An 18,343-nucleotide genomic window follows, 5' to 3' on the forward strand; every position below is an offset into this window, starting at 1 on the left:
TACATTTTTAAAAGTCGTACTCTCATTGGATTGGTGTCATTTGATTAGATCTATGAATTTCTCCGATGCGAATCAGGACGAATGTCCCTTTACCTGCTGGCGAGTGGAGCGTAACGCCATAATCCATTCCATATAATAGCCGTACTCTTCTGTCTACATTTTTAATGCCCGTTGATCTGATTTCTCCAGCTTGAATTCGGCGTATATGATCTTCTTGAATTCCTAATCCATTATCCTCCACTTTAAAACACACCAATTGCTTCTCGATCCAGGCTGTGATCCTAATCAGACCCCCTGATTCCATTTCGGCGAAGCCGTGAATAATTGAATTCTCCACAAAAGGCTGCAAGAAAAGTTTGGGAACCTCCACCTGAAGCAAAATGGGATCAATATCATATTCCACCGTGAACTTGTCCTCAAAGCGATTCTGCATAATATAAATGTATTTTTCCAGCCAATTCAGATCGGTTTCCAAACTCCATGTATCGTTTTTATTTCGAGTAGTAATTTGCAGCATTTCCGCCAGACTAATGATCAATTGGCCTAGTTCCTGCTGTTTATGCTCTAAGGCGATCCAATACATGGTCGTTAAGGTGTTATACAAAAAATGGGGATTCAGCTGTAAATTAAGTGCCATTAACTCCGACTCTTTGGCTCGTAGACGTGACTTGTAATTTTCCTCGATTAAATCTTTAATTTTTTCATTCATTTGATTAAACCGAATCACCAGGTCTCCCAATTCATCATAGCCACGCACAGGAATTCGAATATCAAAATGTCCCTTCTCCATTACTTTCATCGCCTGTTTCATATCTGTGATGGGCTTACTGATGTAAACAGACAGTAAATATGCAAGAATAACAGCAACGAGCATCATAAAACCTAAAAAAAACACCGTGTAGGTGCGAATCGTTGACAGATGTCCCAATACATCTTCCATGGGAATGGCTATATAAGATACCCAGCCCGTCGTCTTCATCGCTTCGTAAACCAGTAATATGCTTTGACCTTTAACGTTTACCATTTTCATCCCTTGTTCCGAAGTAATGGCATCCTTAAGCCAATCCGCCACGGGCTCCCCCACTTGTTGCTGTCCATTCGAACTCATGACCATCCCATTTTTATCATGAATCATGCCATAGGATAGATGTGCAAATCCGCTGCGGGCTGCATAGTCTTCAAAGCCCCCTTTTAACAAGTCAGGACGAAAATTCAATATAAGTATAGGTTTTTCCTTTCCCTCCGGAAGCGTATGAAAGGTTCCTGCATCATCTAATGCAGTCAAATGGAGCTGCTTTACCACAGCAAATAAAGAACTAAACTCATAGGAGCCTCGTTTTAAATCCTGCTGATGGAATGTATCGGCATACGAATAAGCGGGAATCCATTGGGTAGCCCCTTCTGCTTCCACCGCCGTTGTTGCCAACGGAGAAGAATAGAACGGCTGAACGGGAATATACATCCGATCAGTGCTTCCATATGCATAATTTTGCGTCATAATTTGGGAAGCATACACTTCCTCCATATTGCCAAAGTATCTGTACAAAATTTTTGTAATGCTGCGATCAGCTCGTAACAGCGATGAAGAATCCGTAGTATCCACGTTCATAATGGTCTGAAGAAGATCATGGTCGATCGGAATCATATCTACGGTTTTTTGAATAGCTGTCAGCTTGTTATCCAGCAGCTGGTTATTACTACGCAGAACGCTTGTAACGCTATCTGTTACATTTGTAGTAATATTCCGTGCGCTCGTTTCAAAGTAAACGAAACCTAGGATCAAAACGATAAAACCAGACAACAAAAAATAGGACAGCATCAATTTCGTACGAAAGCTACTGTCCAAAAATTTTTGATACATATATTTAACTTGGCGCATCGTATCTTCCTTTCACCTAACAATCAGTTGAATTTCCTACGAAATTCTTCCGGCGTGTGCATTACGTTTTTTTTGAACACTTTAAAAAAGTATTTGATATCTTTATAACCAACCTGTCTACTAATTTCTGCGACCTTGGCGTCTGTATGCAGCAGTAAGTGCTGAGCCTTTTGCATTCTGAGCTTCACCATATATTCCGTGAACGAGAGCCCAAAATAATTTTTGAACAGAATGCTAAAATAGGACGCATTATAGTGGAAGCGCCGGGCCACGATCTCCAGACTTAGGTCTTCATGTAGATGTGCATCTAGAAATTCCTTGCACTTGTTCATAATGGGTTCGCCTTTGGAGCCGCTATGAAGCTCAAGAATCAGCTCTTTTAACCATGTTGCAACACCATCCTCAAGATTCCGAAGATAGGTTGCCCCTTCGACAGCTTTGTTCAAACGTTCCGAGAAACGTGAGTAGACTTCCTCACTCCACCCTATATTTAACCGTTGTAAACTAACCAACAGAAGGTGTACCAATTTAGCTTTAAGCGCTTCAGGTGCAGGATACCCTTGTGTCACTTGTCCAATGAAATTTTTCACCTGACCCAATAGCTGATCGGGCTCTCCATTAGAGATAGAGCTTTCAATGAATTTAAAAAAGGCCCTTTGTTCGTGTGCGCTCATTTCCTGTACTGGCTGCTCATCATCTGAAACGACAAGGTTCAAACATCTGATGTGAGGTGTATAAAAACGCATGGAGATCAGGCCAACGGCCTTTTCGTGAGATTGGTTTATTTGCATTTCATCAAAATCAAAAGGCTGACCCCAAGCAAACCAGATTGAAATCGCTTGCTGTTGCTCCAACTTTTTCAGTCCAGCTTGAAGGGCGCTTTTGGCCTCCTTGCTTTCAGCCCTATCCTTCCAATTCACTACTGCAACCACATGGTCTTTACGGGATTCGAGTGGAAACACGACAGAAGACGCCCAAGGTCGCAATATTTCAACAACCGTATTACGGAGCTGAGAATCCCACATATGTATATCCTCCGGGTGGGCCGCCGATGCTCCCAACGCGAGAACTTCTCCTACCCCACGCCATCCAAAGTGACTCTTTAATAGGATTTTCTCATTAGGCTGTAATTTGTCTGTCACGCATTTGCTAAACAAATGCTCCACAAATGCAGGCATACTCTGCTCGATCTGATTCAACGCTGTTTGATTCCCAATCAGTGCTTCCTGCTCCTCTACAATGATCTTCTCCATATGTTGAATCACTTCAATGAGCTGCTGCGATTGCACCGGTTTCACCAAATAATCATTCGCCCCGTACCTCACCGCCTGCTGTGCATAGCTAAATTCCTGGTAGACTGTCACTAAAATAACTTTGGTCTCATGCTGACCAGATGTTCTCAATTGTTGAAGATATTCAAGTCCATTCATGATCGGCATTTGAATATCTGTAAAAACGATTTGGATCGGTTTGGATAACGAAATGGTCAGAGCATCTTTCCCGTTCTTGGCTTCCCATACCTCGTATTCGGGACGTAGATCCCTGACCATGGCAGCCAAACCTCGACGCTGTCTAGTTTCATCATCCACAACAAGTACTCCCAGCGGGATCGAATTCACTGACTCCCCTCCTGTTCGTTTTCATACACGCATTTTTTTTCAGTATAACACTTACAGGTGGGAGCCGATCCTATTTTCTTTTTCGCTTCATACCGCGGATAGTCGTTTTCGTTGCCTGATCCACCCGATATGATTCCGTGATTTTTTGCAGTGCTTTGTTGAAGGTAAAATCATCCAATGTATTATGACTTAAATACGCCATTGTTACCTCGGGCAGCTTGATATAACAGATCGATATCGCCCATGCTACTGCCATTTGTACATAATAATCCTCACGATGGGTCTGATCCAGTAAAGTAAATACCCGGTTCATATACTGTTCCTCAATATAAAAATTTAGAAGCATAACCACACCAAACCGAATTTCATATTCTTTCTTGGAGAATAGATAGGGCTGAATAAACTCCCATACCCGTTCTTTATGATGTTTCGTGATTTTCAATCCGGCACAAAAGCTGTCACATACGGACCAATTATCAATTTTAGGAACAAACTTGGCGGTATAACTCAAAACTTCCTCTATATCTGTTTTTACAGAACCAATCACCATACCTTGCAGCATTACTTCTTCGAAGTGTTCACTTTCAGCGGTCTCCAGGTAGAGACGCCAATCTCCTTTGGCAATATTTTGAGCTAGCTTACGCAGCACTGGCAGACGTACACCCAGCACATTATTAATCGTCGGAAGCAATGCAGCCGTAAATTTCTGAAAATCCGCATCCACATATGACAGTATCTGTTCTCTGATTGTTTTCTCCATCGTTTCCACTCCCTGATTCTTAACGAAATGAAATACTCCACAAATAAATAGAGGCCACCGAACCATAAGGCGAATAAACTCGGCGGTACTCCTCAAATTGCTGCTTGGTCAATGTATCTAGATGGTACAACTTCATCATTCCCCGTCGAATAGCCATATCGCCCCAACTGACGACATCTGGACGCTCCATACAATTAATCAGCATCATTTCAGCCGTCCAAGGTCCTATCCCTTGCAGCGAGGACAATTTCTGGATCACCTGTGCATCGGAAAGCTCATATAATTCCTGTAAATCCAACAGGCCCTGCTCGATCGTTTGGGCTATATTTAGGATACATGTGGCCTTTTTCATGGTGATGCCACAGCTTTGAATATCTAAAGCCGTCTGAACGGCTATATTTTGTGGAGTGATCACGCCTAACTTTTCCTGCATCCTTGCCCATATGGTCTGAACCGCCTTGGCCGATATAAGCTGTCCCACAATCGCATGAACGAGCGCCGCGAACAGGTCGGGAATGATGATCCGTTCTACCTTGCCCATTTGCGTCATCGCTGCACCAAGTACGGTGTCTACGTTTTTTAGATAATTGATTTCCTTTTCTCCATAATCAAAGTTTTTGGTCATTACGGTTTGCATTCGTTCTCCCGCTGCCCCCTTATATGCTCACTCTTGATTCAATGGCATGGACTGCTTTTACATCAGGGTTCGAATCCTTCTTTGCTCACATAGAGCTGCTCTTTCGGGAAAACATGGAGAAAACGTTCATAAACCGCCTTATAGGCAGCAGGATGATACCATTCTTCCAGCCCCAATGACTCGTACAACGCACCAATTTTTAAGCTACGCGTTCGTCTTCCCCCACTGCCGTCTCCCATAAAATAATCATCAATACAGACACGGTTGACCAGAGGCAACAGCTTATCTGCAAAATGTTCACTGCTTGGAAGCATCGGAGCAATCGTAGCTTGCGTCGGTACACCTGCCTCCCTTAAAAGATGCAGCGTTTGGAGACGAGCCTGGATGGGAGGAGCCTCCGGGGTAAAATGTTTGCGTATATCTTCTCGATCTGTTTCTACAGTCATACTCACACGAACACGATTCCCCAATCGAAGCAGTAAATCGGTATCCCGCTGTACCAGTGGACTGCGCGTCTGTAAAAAGAGAAAATCAGGTGGATCCTCCACCATCACCTCCAGCAGAGACCGGGTCACCTCTTCCTTGTACTCGGCAGGCTGATAAGGATCTGTGCTTGACGACATAAAAATCGTGACTTTACCTTTGGACTTGGCTCTGCGAAGCTCCTTACGAAGAATATCTGCCGCCTGTTTTTTAATATCAACCCATGTCCCCCAAGCTTCCTTCCGAAATGTGGAGACTGGCAATTGGCGTACATAGCAATACGAGCAACCAAAGGTACAACCTGTATACGGGTTCAACGAGTGTGTATACCCTGACAAAAAACCTGTCCCTTTATTCAAAAGAGTCTTGGGGGATTTGTAATACTCATTTTTCATACTGAACCGATGCCACACTTTCCTTTTCGAGCTGCAAAAGCTTCACCTTCATGTCCAACCCACCCCGATATCCGGTCATAGCTCCATTTTTACCAATGACCCGATGACAAGGGACGGTGACCAAAATCGGATTAGCACCGATGGCAGCCCCCACCGCACGAACAGAGGCTGGCTTTTGAATAGCGTTGGCAATGTCTGAATAGGATACTGTTTCCCCATACGGAATATCACACAACGCATTCCAAACCGCCATCTGGAACGCAGTCCCATGAAAGTCAAAGGGCAATGTAAATTGGGTCCGCTCCCCTTGGAGATATTCAATCAGCTCCTTGGCATAGGGCTGTAAAGCAGCATCCTCTTCAACTAAAGGACTGCCGGGAAATCGCCTTCCCGCCCATGAAAACAATTCCTCTACAGGTTGATTGGGCGAACCTACATAACATAGTCCTTCCGATGTAGCTGCAATATATAAATTCCAATCCTCATGTGTCAACAATGACCAATAGATCGTTTTATTTATTTGCTGTGCCATGCTGTGTACCTCCATTTTGTGTTGCTTTCGATTTGAGTTGGCGATATTGCAATGGGGTGTAGCCTGTATTCTTTTTAAATAACGTAATAAAGTAAGGTGCATTGGACAGACCTACGTTCTCCCCCACTTCCGCAACAGATATATCTGAGCAAATGAGCAGCTTCTTCGCTTGTTCCAACCTGGTCTGCTGTATATATTCCATTGGAGTTAGATGCATAATCCGCTTGAAGGTACGATGTAAATGATACGGACTTCCATGACTTATCTCAGCCAGGATGTGCAATGTTAAGTCCTTCATATAGTTAGAATTCACGTATTCTGTAACCAGTGCGACCCATTCATGATCAGGCAATCGTTGTCCTGTCGGTTTACATCTTTTGCATGGACGAAAATGCTGGGCCAATGCCTGCTCTGCTGTTTTAAATATACGGATGTTCTCTCTTTTGGGAGGTCTGGATTTGCAGGAGGGGCGACAAAATATTCCCGTTGTCTTCACAGCGTACAAAAATACCCCATCATATGACTTGTCGTTTTCTACAATAGCTCTCCACTTGTCGTCAGTTATGGATAAATCGGATGTGCTCATTCAAATCACCTCTCTTGTGCAATGTGGCCTCCCCACATATCTATGGCAGAATTTTTCTAAATCCGTCTGTCTAAATTATAGACTAAATAGTGAACATATGTACCCCTCTTGGAATGTAAAGGCAAGATAACGAAAAAAAGATGACTCCCCGCGGAGCCACCTTTGATCTTACTTATCTATCTTATTTAGGCTTGCAGCTTGCTCGGTTTGGCGGTAATCGTCAACTCATCTGAAGGAGGCTGATATTCCTTTGACCAATACTCGGCATTTGAAATACCTGCCTTCTCCGGGTCAAACACCGGGTCCAGCCCTTGCCTCTGCTGCTGTTCGTAATCCTTAAGCACAAGAAGAGCAGGCTTGGCTAACAGAATCATAGCAATCAGATTCACCCAAAGCATAATACCGACCCCCATATCCCCCAGTGTCCACGCCAACGCCGATTCCTTGACGACCGTTCCATAGAACGTCGAACCCAGGATAACCAGCTTTAGAACGAACATGGGCCATTTGGCTTTACGGTCGGCAACCAGGTAGGCCATATTCGTTTCTGCGATGTAATAATAGGCGATAATGGTCGTAAAAGCGAAAAAGAACAAGGTAATGGACAGCAGACTCGACCCAAAACCCGGAAATACCGATTCAATAGCAGCTTGTGTATATTGGGTTCCCTCTTCAACACCCGGGAGATGCTGCACAATAAAATCGCCACCAGGTCCCTTCACGTTGTACATACCTGTGAATAAGACCATAAAAGCCGTAGACGTACAGACTAAAAAGGTATCCACATACACGGAAAATGCCTGAACTAGCCCCTGTTTTGCGGGATGAGACACTTCCGCGGCTGCTGCCGGATGCGCACCTGAGCCTTGTCCGGCTTCGTTGGAGTAAATGCCCCGTTTTACGCCCCAGGCAATCGCCGTCCCTGCCATACCGCCGAACACAGAATCCACGCCAAAGGCACTGCGAAAAATCAGCGAAAATACATCGGGAAGCGCAGTAATATTCGTCATCATAATATAAAAAGAGACAAGGATGTAGCCAAGTGCCATAAACGGTATGACAACCTGAGCCACATTGGCAATCCTTTTTACACCTCCAAAAATGATAAGCGCCAGCAACACGACTACTACTATCCCGGAAACCTTCATATCCATGGCAAACGAGCTATGAAAAGCTACGGCAATAGAGTTCGATTGAGTTCCCGGCATCAGTAAACACATCGCTACCAACGCAGCAACCGCAAAAATGACGGCAAACCATTTAAAGCCTGTCCCTTTTTCAATATAAAAGGCCGGGCCGCCTCGGTACTGACCATCGCGCTTTACCTTATATACCTGAGCCAGTGTGGATTCAACAAACGCAGTAGCCGATCCGATAAAAGCCATGACCCACATCCAAAATATCGCCCCGGGTCCACCCATACCGACTGCCAATGCAATCCCAGCAATATTTCCCGTCCCTACACGCCCCGATAGCGCCATCGTAAAGGCCTGAAAGGAGGATACACCTGCCTCGGAACTTTTCCCTTTAAATACTAGGCGGATCATCTCTTTGAAATGCCTGATTTGTAGGAAGCGAGTCATGATCGAAAATAATAGCCCCACACCCAAACAGACATATACCACAGGATTGCTCCAAATGACGCCGTTTACTGCCTCTGCCCACTGCTCTAACATTCCTTGTATTTCCCCCTGATCAATCAATTGATTTTCCAGTCTATGTTTTCAGAAAATTTGCATAATTACAAAAAATTATAGATTAGTTTTTACCCCCGTACAAGTTAATTTAATTGACATATTGTCAATTACAAGTGGGCTTACCAGCTACATAAAATGACGACAAAAAAGCTCTGATGATCCGAGAATATGGATCATCAGAGCCTTGTCCTTAAGACATTTAGGCAATGCTTTCTTTCTCATTCAGAGCACTAGACAGTTTCAACAGTGGGGCCTGCTCCGTTACCTCTCCTTGAGCGATTGGAAGGACTTCAGTATATTCGGAAGAATTCGTAATGATAACTGGCGTAATCGTAGGATAACCCTCTGCCCTGATTTGCTCAACATCAAACTCAAGCAGTAGATCCCCAGCTTTTACCTCGTCGCCTTCTTTGATATGGGAAGTAAAATATTTACCGTCCAGCTTGACTGTATCTACTCCAACATGAATCAAAACTTCTGCGCCATGATGCGAAACAACTGCAAGCGCATGTTTTTTCTTGAACGCCACGGTGATGGTTCCATCGAACGGGGCCACGACTCTGCCCGTTGTCGGTTGGATGGCGATCCCTTTGCCCATAGCTTCCGAAGCAAATGCAGGATCGGGAACCTCCGACAAAGCGACCACAGTTCCTTCAATTGGGCTGAGTACCTCTTCATTAGAAACAACAACTGTAGAGGTCGATTCTTTAGCCGAATTGTTAGTAGTTTCCTCTTCTTCAACTGGATCTTCAAAACCTAAAATATAAGTCAAGATGGCCGACACCAGGAATGAAACGGTAATCCCTAAAATCAATCCCGGGAATCCTTGTCCACCAGGGCCGTAAAAGATCGGCAAGGTCAGCAACCCAGGTGCGCCAGAGGCAAATGCTTGCGTTCCCGCTTGACCGATAATGGCACCACCGGCGGCGCCGCCGATAATACCTGCAATAAACGGACGTTTCAGTGGCAACGTAACCCCATAAACTGCTGGCTCCGTGATGCCGAATAAAGCGGTAAGTGTAGCGGAACCCGCCAGCGTTTTCAGCTTTTTATTTTTCGTTTTCAGCATAACACCGAACGCTGCGCCGGTTTGAGCAAAGACGGAAGCCGAAGCAGCGGGCTTAATGCCATCCCGGCCGTTGACAGCAATGTTATTAATAAATACAGGTATAAGCCCCCAGTGAACACCGAAAATAACGAGCAACTGCCAGCAAGCACCAAGGATTGCTCCAGCCAGCAACGGACTAAAGCTAAATGCAGCAACGAGTGCAGTAGCGATCGCGTTGCCCACATATACCCCGACTGGACCAAACACGATCAGGGTTAGAGGTAGCATAATTACGAGTAGAATCAAAGGTGTAATAAAGTTTTTGACGCTCTCATGGATCACTCGATTGCACCATTTTTCCAGCTTACTCATGACGATGACGGCTAAAATGATCGGAATAACGGTAGATGAATAACTCATCATAACAATAGGAATACCGAAAAAGTCCGTAGGTGTACCTTCCGTTTTTAGCGTGACAATGGTCGGGTAAAGCAACCCTCCGGCAATAGTCAGGGCAACGAAGATATTACCACCGAATTTCCGTGCTGTTGTAACCGCTAACAAGAGCGGGAGGAAATAAAACAAGCTGTCGGCCGCAGCATACAAAATCATATAGGTAGTGTCTTTCGGTAGCAACCAGCCGAGGTTGCTCGCAATCAGCAGCAGACCTTTCAGAATACCGGACCCCGCCATAACTCCGAGCAACGGTGCAAAAATGCTGGAAATTACGTCGATTACGGCGCCAAATCCTTTGTTGCCTTTAGCTGAATGATCTTCTTTTCCAGTTTCATTCAAAATATTGGATACTTTGCCGATTGCATTATATACCTCTGGTACTTTGTTGCCGACTACAACCTGGAACTGACCACCGCTTTGCTTTACCGTGATAATTCCATCGGTTTTTTCCAGCTTTCCCTTGTCTGCTTTTGCCTCATCTTTTAGCACAAAACGCAGGCGAGTGGCGCAGTGAACGAGTGATATTACATTTTTTTCGCCACCTACCAGGTGTACAATTTCCTTAGCCAGTTTTTCATTACTCATGATGGACACCTCCATGTTCTAAGGGGCTTTTTACATATTTAGGCACACAAAAAACCTAAGCCTTGAAAAATGGTGGGCACTTTATTCCCGCAATTTTTCATGACTTAGGTTTTGCCTGCATAACCAGTAACAATCCCAGTTAAAACTTATTAAATTCCTGTTACTATCATAATATAATTAATCTACCATATTTGTCAACAAAAACTTTTAATCATATATTTTTGATCCTTTTTCGTCGAAAAAGTTCGACTTATCTATTCACCACCCGTTCAATATGCACGGTCAGATATAGCTTTTCTTCATTAGTCAATTCGTGGTTGTATTCTTTTTGCACAAAAGCACCAATTTTCTCTGTGCAAGCAGCTGCTTCCTTGTGCTTTTCCTTAATCATGTCATACAAATGATCATAGTTATTTTCGTAGTGATTTCCCTTAAATACGCGCTGAGCGAAAAATTTCAGATGCGTAATAAAGCGGAAATAGCTCAGAGAGTCCTCGTCAAAATCGACCTTAAAGTGATATTTTGCAATATTGATAATTTGCTGGATAAACTTCGTGATACTCATGGTCGTAATGACTTCCTCGTTCATTTCAGCATTCACGATGTGAATCGCAATATAAGCTGCTTCGTCCACAGGCAGTTCAATACCGAGCCTTTGTTTGATTTGCTCCAACGTTTTCAGACCAATTGCGAATTCTTCTTTATACAGCTGCTTGACTTCCCACAATAACGCGTTTTTGATTTCCAATCCTTCCCGGTATCTTTCAACAGCGAAATTGATATGATCGGTCAGCGAAACATAAATATTTTCGTTCAGCTTTCTGTTCAGATTATGCTTGGCATCATTAATGACTTCCTCCACAATCACGATCAAATCAAGCGGTACCTCACGCAACAACATTTTAAAGTTATCGGACGTCTGCTTGTTTTTCAGGGCAAATACCTTCTGAATTCTGGTTTCGTCTACTTTGTCTCCAGGCTTTTTCTTAAAAGCAATCCCCCGACCCATTACCACGAGTTCGGTACCGTCCGTCTGGTAGACGCTGATTACATTGTTGTTGATGACCTTTGCTATGTTCATCTCGATCCCCCGTTCCATATGCCAGCAAGAGCCACACTTGCTCCATCCTCTTTATTGTAAACAGAAAAAAAACCGAAGCACGCCAAATAAACAAGACTGTAACATCTTCTTATTTGTGGCTTAGGTTTTGCCTGCTACGCAGTAACAATCCTAAAAATGATGGAATTGCGTCAAGTATAGCCCGAAGAGGAACGATTGTCAACGCTTTCAATGAAGAAACGAAGATCGGAAATCCCCGTGGGCCCGGGACGTCCGATCCTATTTTCTTGTGGTACGATTAATCGCCCAGATTTTCGCCGTCGGAATGAATTACGTTTTTGTACCAATGGAAGCTTTTCTTTTTAATACGTTTCAACGAACCGTTGCCTTCGTTGTCACGGTCCACATAAATATAACCGTAGCGTTTTTTCATCTCTCCTGAGGAGGCGCTGACAATGTCAATAGGTCCCCAACTTGTGTAACCGATAATTTCGACTCCGTCTTGAAGAGCCTCACCCATTTCGGCAATATGCCGCTTGAGATAGTCGATCCGGTAATCGTCGTTAACTTCTCCTTCAGGCGAAACCACATCATTGGCACCAAAACCGTTTTCCACTACGAACAGGGGCTTTTGGTAACGGTCATGCAATTGGTTGGCTGTGATGCGGAATCCTTTTGGATCGATCGTCCAGCCCCATTCGGACTTGTCCAGATATGGATTGGCCACAGAGCCAAATACATTACCACTGGTCATGTTCTTGACGATTTCCGGGTCTGTGCTGGTCGTCCGGCTTGAATAATAGCTGAATCCGATATAGTCAACGGTATGATCTTTCAGAATGGCTGCGTCGCCTGATTCCATCTCAATGTTTAATCCATGATCCTTGAAGAAGCGCTTCGCATAACCAGGATATTCGCCGCGTGACTGTACATCAATGAAGAAGTAGGACTCGCGGTCTTTTTCCATGCCCTGATACACATCTTCGGGATTACACGTATACGGATAGAAGCTGCCGGCAGCAAGCATACAACCAATCTTGGCATCCGGGATAATCTCGTGACACGCTTTTACAGCCAGCGCGCTTGCCACAAGCTGATGATGTGCAGCCTGATACTGAATCTGTTTAACGTTTTCACCTTCTTGAAAAACAAGACCGGCGCCGAGAAACGGCAAATGGAGAAGCATGTTAATCTCGTTGAATGTCATCCAGTATTTCACTTTATCCTTGTAGCGGGTGAATACTGTTTTAGCATAGGTTTCAAACAGGCCTACCAGCTTCCGGCTCCGCCAGCTTCCATATTTCTCGACCAGATCCACTGGCACGTCAAAATGAGCGAGGGTAACGACTGGCTGAATGCCATGTTTATGCAACTCGTCGAACAAGTCATCGTAGAATTGCAAACCTGCTTCATTTGGAGTAGCGTCTTCTCCTGTTGGAAAAATACGAGCCCAGGCAATGGAAACACGCAGCGCCTTAAATCCCATTTCTGCAAATAGCGCGATATCCTCGCGATAGTGGTGATAGAAATCAATGGCTTCGTGGGAAGGATAGAATTCGCTTTCAAGTGGAGTCAGCGAGGGAACATTCCCTTTCATTATGCTTCTTCTCTTCTCTCCGGTAGGCAGCAGATCCACCAGACTCAATCCTTTACCGTCTTCCAAATAAGCGCCCTCGGCCTGATTGGCAGCAAGAGCACCGCCCCATAAAAAGTCTTTAGGAAAAATAAAGCTGGTCATAAACGTTCTCCTTCCAAATGTGTGATAAAGGGGTTCCTAGAGGGTGGGTGATGGATATAAAAAAAACCCAAACCAGCCTGTATACACTTGCAGTGTAAACAAGCCAATTCAGGTTATGCCCTATCGGTAACATCCCATGAAAAGGTTATACGTATTTGATTGAAACTCTAACAAAGATTTGGGAACCTGTCAAATTCATTTGATATAATAACACGCAATTAACAAACCAACAACATTATTTCAATCGCCTATTGGGTAATGAAAAGAACCATGAAAGAGACCTCAGATAAACGACTTTACGAAAGATACCTGGCTGTTCGCCTTCGTCTGGAAGGGCACATGTTTTCGGAGATCGGTGATCTACTCAATCGCTAATTTAAAATATTTTGTTGCAAGAAATTTAGAAAATCCCTTTGCATAGAGCCAAGAGGTATAATTTTTTTGATTATCTTGAACCTCCAATGCTGTCCTTTACTGTTAAATGACCATATTGCAGAAGACAGATATATGGAATGATATTTTTGTTCTTGTAAATCAGCTACTTCAAATTCAACTTTTTGTACTACTTTAGTGGAAAATAGATTCAGGAAAAGGATAATAATTTTATCATTATTTAGGAGTAATATAGCTCGACTTGTCCAAGCCGAAAGGCTTTGAGGAGTTGAATAGCAGATAAGCATGTTAGGTTCTCTATGCGATTCAGTTAGCTTATCAATAGTTTTTTTGTTAATGAATATCATAATCAAATACCTTTCTATTTGTTACTATATAAACCGCAATTAAGATCATAACCTAACCAGTAGCCGACCAATTGTTTCTAGCGGTTGTTCATTGATTCGTTTCATAAACCGGCCGGCATGAACTTAATCTTATAAAACCTCTAAAAAAACACGTTATTCGCCACATTGGATTTAAGCCATAGCCCCTCGACTGGATCAGGTTGGGACTATAGGGCGGAAGAAAGGCCAGGTGCAGGCGTGGATGTTCCTAGTCTCAATTGACAATATAAATAGTCCCATTTGATGTTATAAACCACACCAGCAGCCCCGTGTTCATTCTCTTAGTTTCGTTGTCTCATCGCCTCAAATAATAGCACCGTAGAAGCCATCGCTGCGTTCAGTGATTCCGCTTGCCCCTGCATCGGAATGAATACCGACTCATCCACCATGCGCGCGGTAGCAACAGAAATACCTTGGCCTTCGTTTCCGATCACAAGCCAAGTGGAAGCACGCAAATCTATGGTATAGCATGACAAGCTCGCATCCAGTGAGGTGCTGAGCAAGCGGGCACCTTTACTTTTGGCCTGCGGTAAAAGCTCCTCCAGACTGCCTTCAATCACTGGCAGGTGAAACAACGATCCCATCGTGGAGCGGATCGTTTTGGGATTGTACAGGTCGGCGCAGCCATGACCCAATATTACGCCTGCGGCTCCAGCAGCGTCCGCGCTGCGGATGATGGTGCCTACATTGCCGGGGTCCTGTACCCCGTCCAGCACCATCACCAGTGCATCCGGCTGCTCCAGCAATACCGGGAATGCGCTGCGCTCCTCCTTACGCACGATGGCAAAGACCGACTGTGGCGTCTTCGTATCGGTGCATTTTGCAATGACCGCCGCTGACACGGGAACCCATTCCACCGGCTGGTCGGCTGGATCCAGGCCATTCAGCTCGGCGGGAATGCCCTTGTCCAAATCATAGGCGACGGTTTCGACAGCCGCGTCCGAACGCAGCGCTTCCTGCACCAGATGAATACCCTCGACAATATATTTATGCTGCCGTGTGCGATGCTTTTTCTCCAGCAGTTGCGCCCACTCTTTTACACGCGCATTATTCGGTGAAATGATTTCCATTCGTTTAACCTTCCGTTTCTTTGTCCGTTTCTTAAAATAAATGATGCATCACTTGTACTTGAACATCAGCCTTCATTAGGCTGCGAATGCCAGCTCCAGCTTGGTCAGATCATCCTTGTGGCCCACAATGACAAGTACATCACCCGGCTCTAGACGATCTTCGGCATAAGGTGAAATGTTCATTTCCTGATTTCTACGAATCGCCATCACATTGCAGCCGAAGCGTGCACGTATGTCTAGCTCTTTCAGGTTTTTGCCAATCATGGAATCGGCGGCTCTCATCTCCAAAATACTGTAGTCCTTGGACAGCTCGATATAATCCAAAATGTTGGGAGATGTCAAATGATGAGCTACCCGTAACCCCATATCCCGTTCAGGATAAACGACTTTATCCGCACCTATTTTTTGCAGCACTTTCCCGTGCAATTCATTTTGTGCCTTGACCACAAGAGCTGGTACGCCCATGTCCTTGAGAATCAATGTCGTCAGAATACTGGCCTGTATATCTTCGCCAATCGCAACTACGATTACGTCAAAATTACGGATACCCAGCGCTCGCAGCGCTTCCTCATCCGTCGAGTCGGCAGATACCGCATGCGTCACAATATTCGACATTTCCTGTGTACGCTGCTCGTCCGAGTCAATAGCCAGCACATCAAAACCCATCTCACTCAGCGCACTGGCAACACTGGAACCAAAACGGCCCATACCAATGACCGCATACTGTTTTTTTGCCATTCCTTCTTTACCTCCCGATCACCATACTGTCCGTCATAGTATAGCATATCATGCTACAAACATAAATTTTGACATACTTATGCCAAATGCTTCTCCATGTATACTGGACAACAGCCCAAGCCATAATACATTCGACCACTACTACAACATACGGGAGGTACACATGCCCATTACAATGGATTTACGACAAGCAATTGTTCACAAAGTACACGGCAAATCAGAAGCTGATCTTACGGACATGATTATTGGGTCAGTGGACGGACCGGAGGCCGCTTTGCCTGGATTGGGTGTCATTCTTGAAATTGCTTGGAAGCATATGAGTCCAAACCAGCAGCACGATTTCGTCCATTTGGCACATGAACAAATCGATAAAATCAAACCCGTACCTTTAACCTAGCTCTAGCTATTTAACTTTTTGTTCCGATTTAATTGTGCTCATTATTTTACCCGTATTCTAAAATGAGAATAGTCCACTCGCATTAACATCGAGTGGACTATTCGTTGTATACACTAAATGACTGAGATCTAACGGTTCTGCATACTCAATCTTATGGAGCCATTTCCAAAAACTTAGCTGTCGGGTTTTTCTCCATAGCCGTACGCATGGCATACTCGTTTTCGAACAAGGCAACATAATTGCCCTTCTTATCCTTTACCAGCGTAGAGTTAATACGGAACTTGCTCGGATCAATCTGATCATCCACAATCCAACGTGCAAATTGGAATGGCATACGCTGAAGCTGTACATCAACGCCATATTCACCCTTCATGCGGTACTCAAATACTTCAAATTGCAGTTGACCGACAACACCTAGTAGCGTATCGTCAAAGCTTACCGTACGGAACACCTGAATCATACCTTCCTCGGTCAACTGGTCAATACCCTTCAGATACTGCTTGTGCTTCAAGGCATTTTTCACCGTTACCTTGGCAAAAATCTCAGGCGAAAAGGTCGGCAATTCATCAAACACAACCTCGCTACCTTGGCTGAGTGAATCACCAATACGGAAAATACCCGGGTCAAACAATCCTATAATATCGCCAGGAAAAGCCTCCTCGACAATATCACGGTCCTGTGCCAGGAACTGCTGTGGCTGAGACAGCTTAATCTCCTTGCCCATCCGTACATGCTTAACACTCATCCCGCGTTGAAACTTACCGGAGACAATACGCAAAAATGCAATACGGTCACGGTGAGCCGGGTTCATGTTCGCTTGAATTTTAAATACATAGCCGGTAAACTTTTCGTTTGTTGGCTCAATTTCCCCAGCTGTACTACGGCGCGGCTCCGGTTTAGGAGCAAGCTGAAGGAAGTTTTCCAAAAATGTTTGTACACCAAAATTATTAATCGCACTGCCGAAGAATACAGGTGTTAATTCTCCACGCTGTACTTTTTCCATGTCAAAAGGATCACCCGCGACGTCAAGCAACTCCAAGTCTTGGCATAATTGGTCATGCAAATATTCGCCCGCCATCTCACGAATGATTGGATCATTGTAATCTTCCACTTTTTGTACTTTGATCGTGGAATGGTCATCTCCCTGAAACAGCTCGACCTGATTTTTGACACGGTCATAGACACCACACAGCTCGCGTCCTGTACCAATCGGCCAATTCATAGGCACCGAACGGATGCCAAGCACCTGCTCCAGCTCCTCCATCAAATCAAAAGGACTGCGTCCCTCACGATCCAGTTTGTTAATGAAGGTGAAAATCGGAATTCCACGCTTCGCACAAACTTGAAACAGCTTAATCGTTTGCGCTTCCACACCTTTCGCTACGTCAATCAGCATGACTGCACTATCTGCTGCTGTTAATGTACGATACGTGTCTTCACTGAAATCCTGGTGACCTGGGGTGTCCAGAATATTGATGCGGTGACCATTATAATCAAATTGCATTACTGAGGATGTTACAGAGATCCCCCGCTGTTTTTCAATCTCCATCCAGTCACTCGTGGCGTGTTTGCTTGCTTTACGCGCTTTAACTGAACCAGCAAGACGAATCGCGCCCCCGAACAGCAGCAGCTTTTCCGTCAGTGTCGTTTTACCCGCATCCGGGTGAGAAATAATCGCAAACGTACGCCGTTTGTCGACTTCCTGTTGAAGTATATCTGTTGTTTTACTCATTTCACATATCCCTTCATGATCAAATCCATTGCATTACTGCTCAAGCTATTCATAAAAAGGCCATGACGCACGCCTGTTTTCATAAGTTCATCGGCTCTATGGGCTATATTGCCATTAGCTCCAGTATTCGGCGCACTCCGTTACCATATTCA

Annotated in this window: 14 protein-coding genes and 1 pseudogene; 1 reads left to right on the forward strand and 14 read right to left on the reverse strand. The window is 44.6% G+C overall.

The window, feature by feature from the left end; translation table 11 throughout:
- Positions 1 to 22: 22 nt before the first annotated feature.
- The 13 genes and pseudogenes from ACUUJN_RS21705 to ACUUJN_RS21765 form a co-directional block, all read right to left on the reverse strand.
- Entirely contained in the window at positions 23 to 1,879 is a 1,857-nt protein-coding gene (locus tag ACUUJN_RS21705) for a sensor histidine kinase (protein WP_264454551.1), read from the reverse strand.
- A 23-nt stretch (positions 1,880 to 1,902) separates the two neighbouring features.
- The gene (locus ACUUJN_RS21710) at positions 1,903 to 3,498 is read right to left on the reverse strand and encodes a response regulator transcription factor (RefSeq protein ID WP_264454550.1); all 1,596 of its coding nucleotides are present in this window, start codon (positions 3,496 to 3,498) and stop codon (positions 1,903 to 1,905) included.
- Positions 3,499 to 3,568: 70 nt separating this feature from the next.
- Positions 3,569 to 4,258, reverse strand: a complete 690-nt coding sequence (locus tag ACUUJN_RS21715; RefSeq protein WP_023990220.1) for a DNA alkylation repair protein — start codon at positions 4,256 to 4,258, stop codon at positions 3,569 to 3,571.
- Between the two features lie 19 nt (positions 4,259 to 4,277).
- Positions 4,278 to 4,895 carry a DNA-3-methyladenine glycosylase family protein gene (locus tag ACUUJN_RS21720; RefSeq protein ID WP_023990221.1) on the reverse strand — a complete coding sequence of 206 codons (618 nt, stop codon included), beginning with the start codon at positions 4,893 to 4,895 and terminating at the stop codon, positions 4,278 to 4,280.
- 62 nt (positions 4,896 to 4,957) lie between these two features.
- The gene (locus tag ACUUJN_RS21725; RefSeq protein WP_264454549.1) at positions 4,958 to 5,773 is read right to left on the reverse strand and encodes an SPL family radical SAM protein; all 816 of its coding nucleotides are present in this window, start codon (positions 5,771 to 5,773) and stop codon (positions 4,958 to 4,960) included.
- Complete coding sequence (locus tag ACUUJN_RS21730) at positions 5,763 to 6,305, reverse strand: methylated-DNA--[protein]-cysteine S-methyltransferase (RefSeq protein WP_028541407.1); 543 nt, start codon at positions 6,303 to 6,305, stop codon at positions 5,763 to 5,765. The genes ACUUJN_RS21725 and ACUUJN_RS21730 overlap by 11 nt, the downstream gene beginning before the upstream one ends.
- Positions 6,286 to 6,891, reverse strand: a complete 606-nt coding sequence (locus tag ACUUJN_RS21735) for a bifunctional transcriptional activator/DNA repair enzyme AdaA (protein ID WP_076264892.1) — start codon at positions 6,889 to 6,891, stop codon at positions 6,286 to 6,288. Before ACUUJN_RS21735 ends, ACUUJN_RS21730 begins: the two co-directional genes overlap by 20 nt.
- A 185-nt stretch (positions 6,892 to 7,076) precedes the next feature.
- Complete coding sequence (locus ACUUJN_RS21740; protein ID WP_340857767.1) at positions 7,077 to 8,567, reverse strand: alanine/glycine:cation symporter family protein; 1,491 nt, start codon at positions 8,565 to 8,567, stop codon at positions 7,077 to 7,079.
- 220 nt (positions 8,568 to 8,787) lie between these two features.
- The gene (locus ACUUJN_RS21745; protein ID WP_340857766.1) at positions 8,788 to 10,677 is read right to left on the reverse strand and encodes a beta-glucoside-specific PTS transporter subunit IIABC; all 1,890 of its coding nucleotides are present in this window, start codon (positions 10,675 to 10,677) and stop codon (positions 8,788 to 8,790) included.
- Positions 10,678 to 10,927: 250 nt separating this feature from the next.
- The gene (licT, locus tag ACUUJN_RS21750) at positions 10,928 to 11,758 is read right to left on the reverse strand and encodes a BglG family transcription antiterminator LicT (protein ID WP_023990227.1); all 831 of its coding nucleotides are present in this window, start codon (positions 11,756 to 11,758) and stop codon (positions 10,928 to 10,930) included.
- A gap of 277 nt (positions 11,759 to 12,035) precedes the next feature.
- Positions 12,036 to 13,475, reverse strand: coding sequence for a 6-phospho-beta-glucosidase (locus ACUUJN_RS21755; RefSeq protein ID WP_484668921.1), 1,440 nt, complete (start codon positions 13,473 to 13,475; stop codon positions 12,036 to 12,038).
- Between the two features lie 1,060 nt (positions 13,476 to 14,535).
- Positions 14,536 to 15,324 carry an RNA methyltransferase gene (locus ACUUJN_RS21760; protein WP_316244181.1) on the reverse strand — a complete coding sequence of 263 codons (789 nt, stop codon included), beginning with the start codon at positions 15,322 to 15,324 and terminating at the stop codon, positions 14,536 to 14,538.
- A gap of 75 nt (positions 15,325 to 15,399) precedes the next feature.
- A pseudogene (locus ACUUJN_RS21765) lies at positions 15,400 to 16,065 on the reverse strand (potassium channel family protein); the annotation flags it as partial.
- 160 nt (positions 16,066 to 16,225) lie between these two features.
- Here ACUUJN_RS21765 and ACUUJN_RS21770 point away from each other — a divergent pair.
- Positions 16,226 to 16,459, forward strand: coding sequence for a small acid-soluble spore protein SspI (locus ACUUJN_RS21770; protein WP_016819939.1), 234 nt, complete (start codon positions 16,226 to 16,228; stop codon positions 16,457 to 16,459).
- A 151-nt stretch (positions 16,460 to 16,610) separates the two neighbouring features.
- Here ACUUJN_RS21770 and ACUUJN_RS21775 read toward each other — a convergent pair whose 3' ends face one another.
- Positions 16,611 to 18,191, reverse strand: a complete 1,581-nt coding sequence (locus ACUUJN_RS21775; RefSeq protein WP_013311888.1) for a peptide chain release factor 3 — start codon at positions 18,189 to 18,191, stop codon at positions 16,611 to 16,613.
- Positions 18,192 to 18,343 lie beyond the last annotated feature (152 nt).

Source organism: Paenibacillus sp. LRG-1, assembly GCF_057220305.1.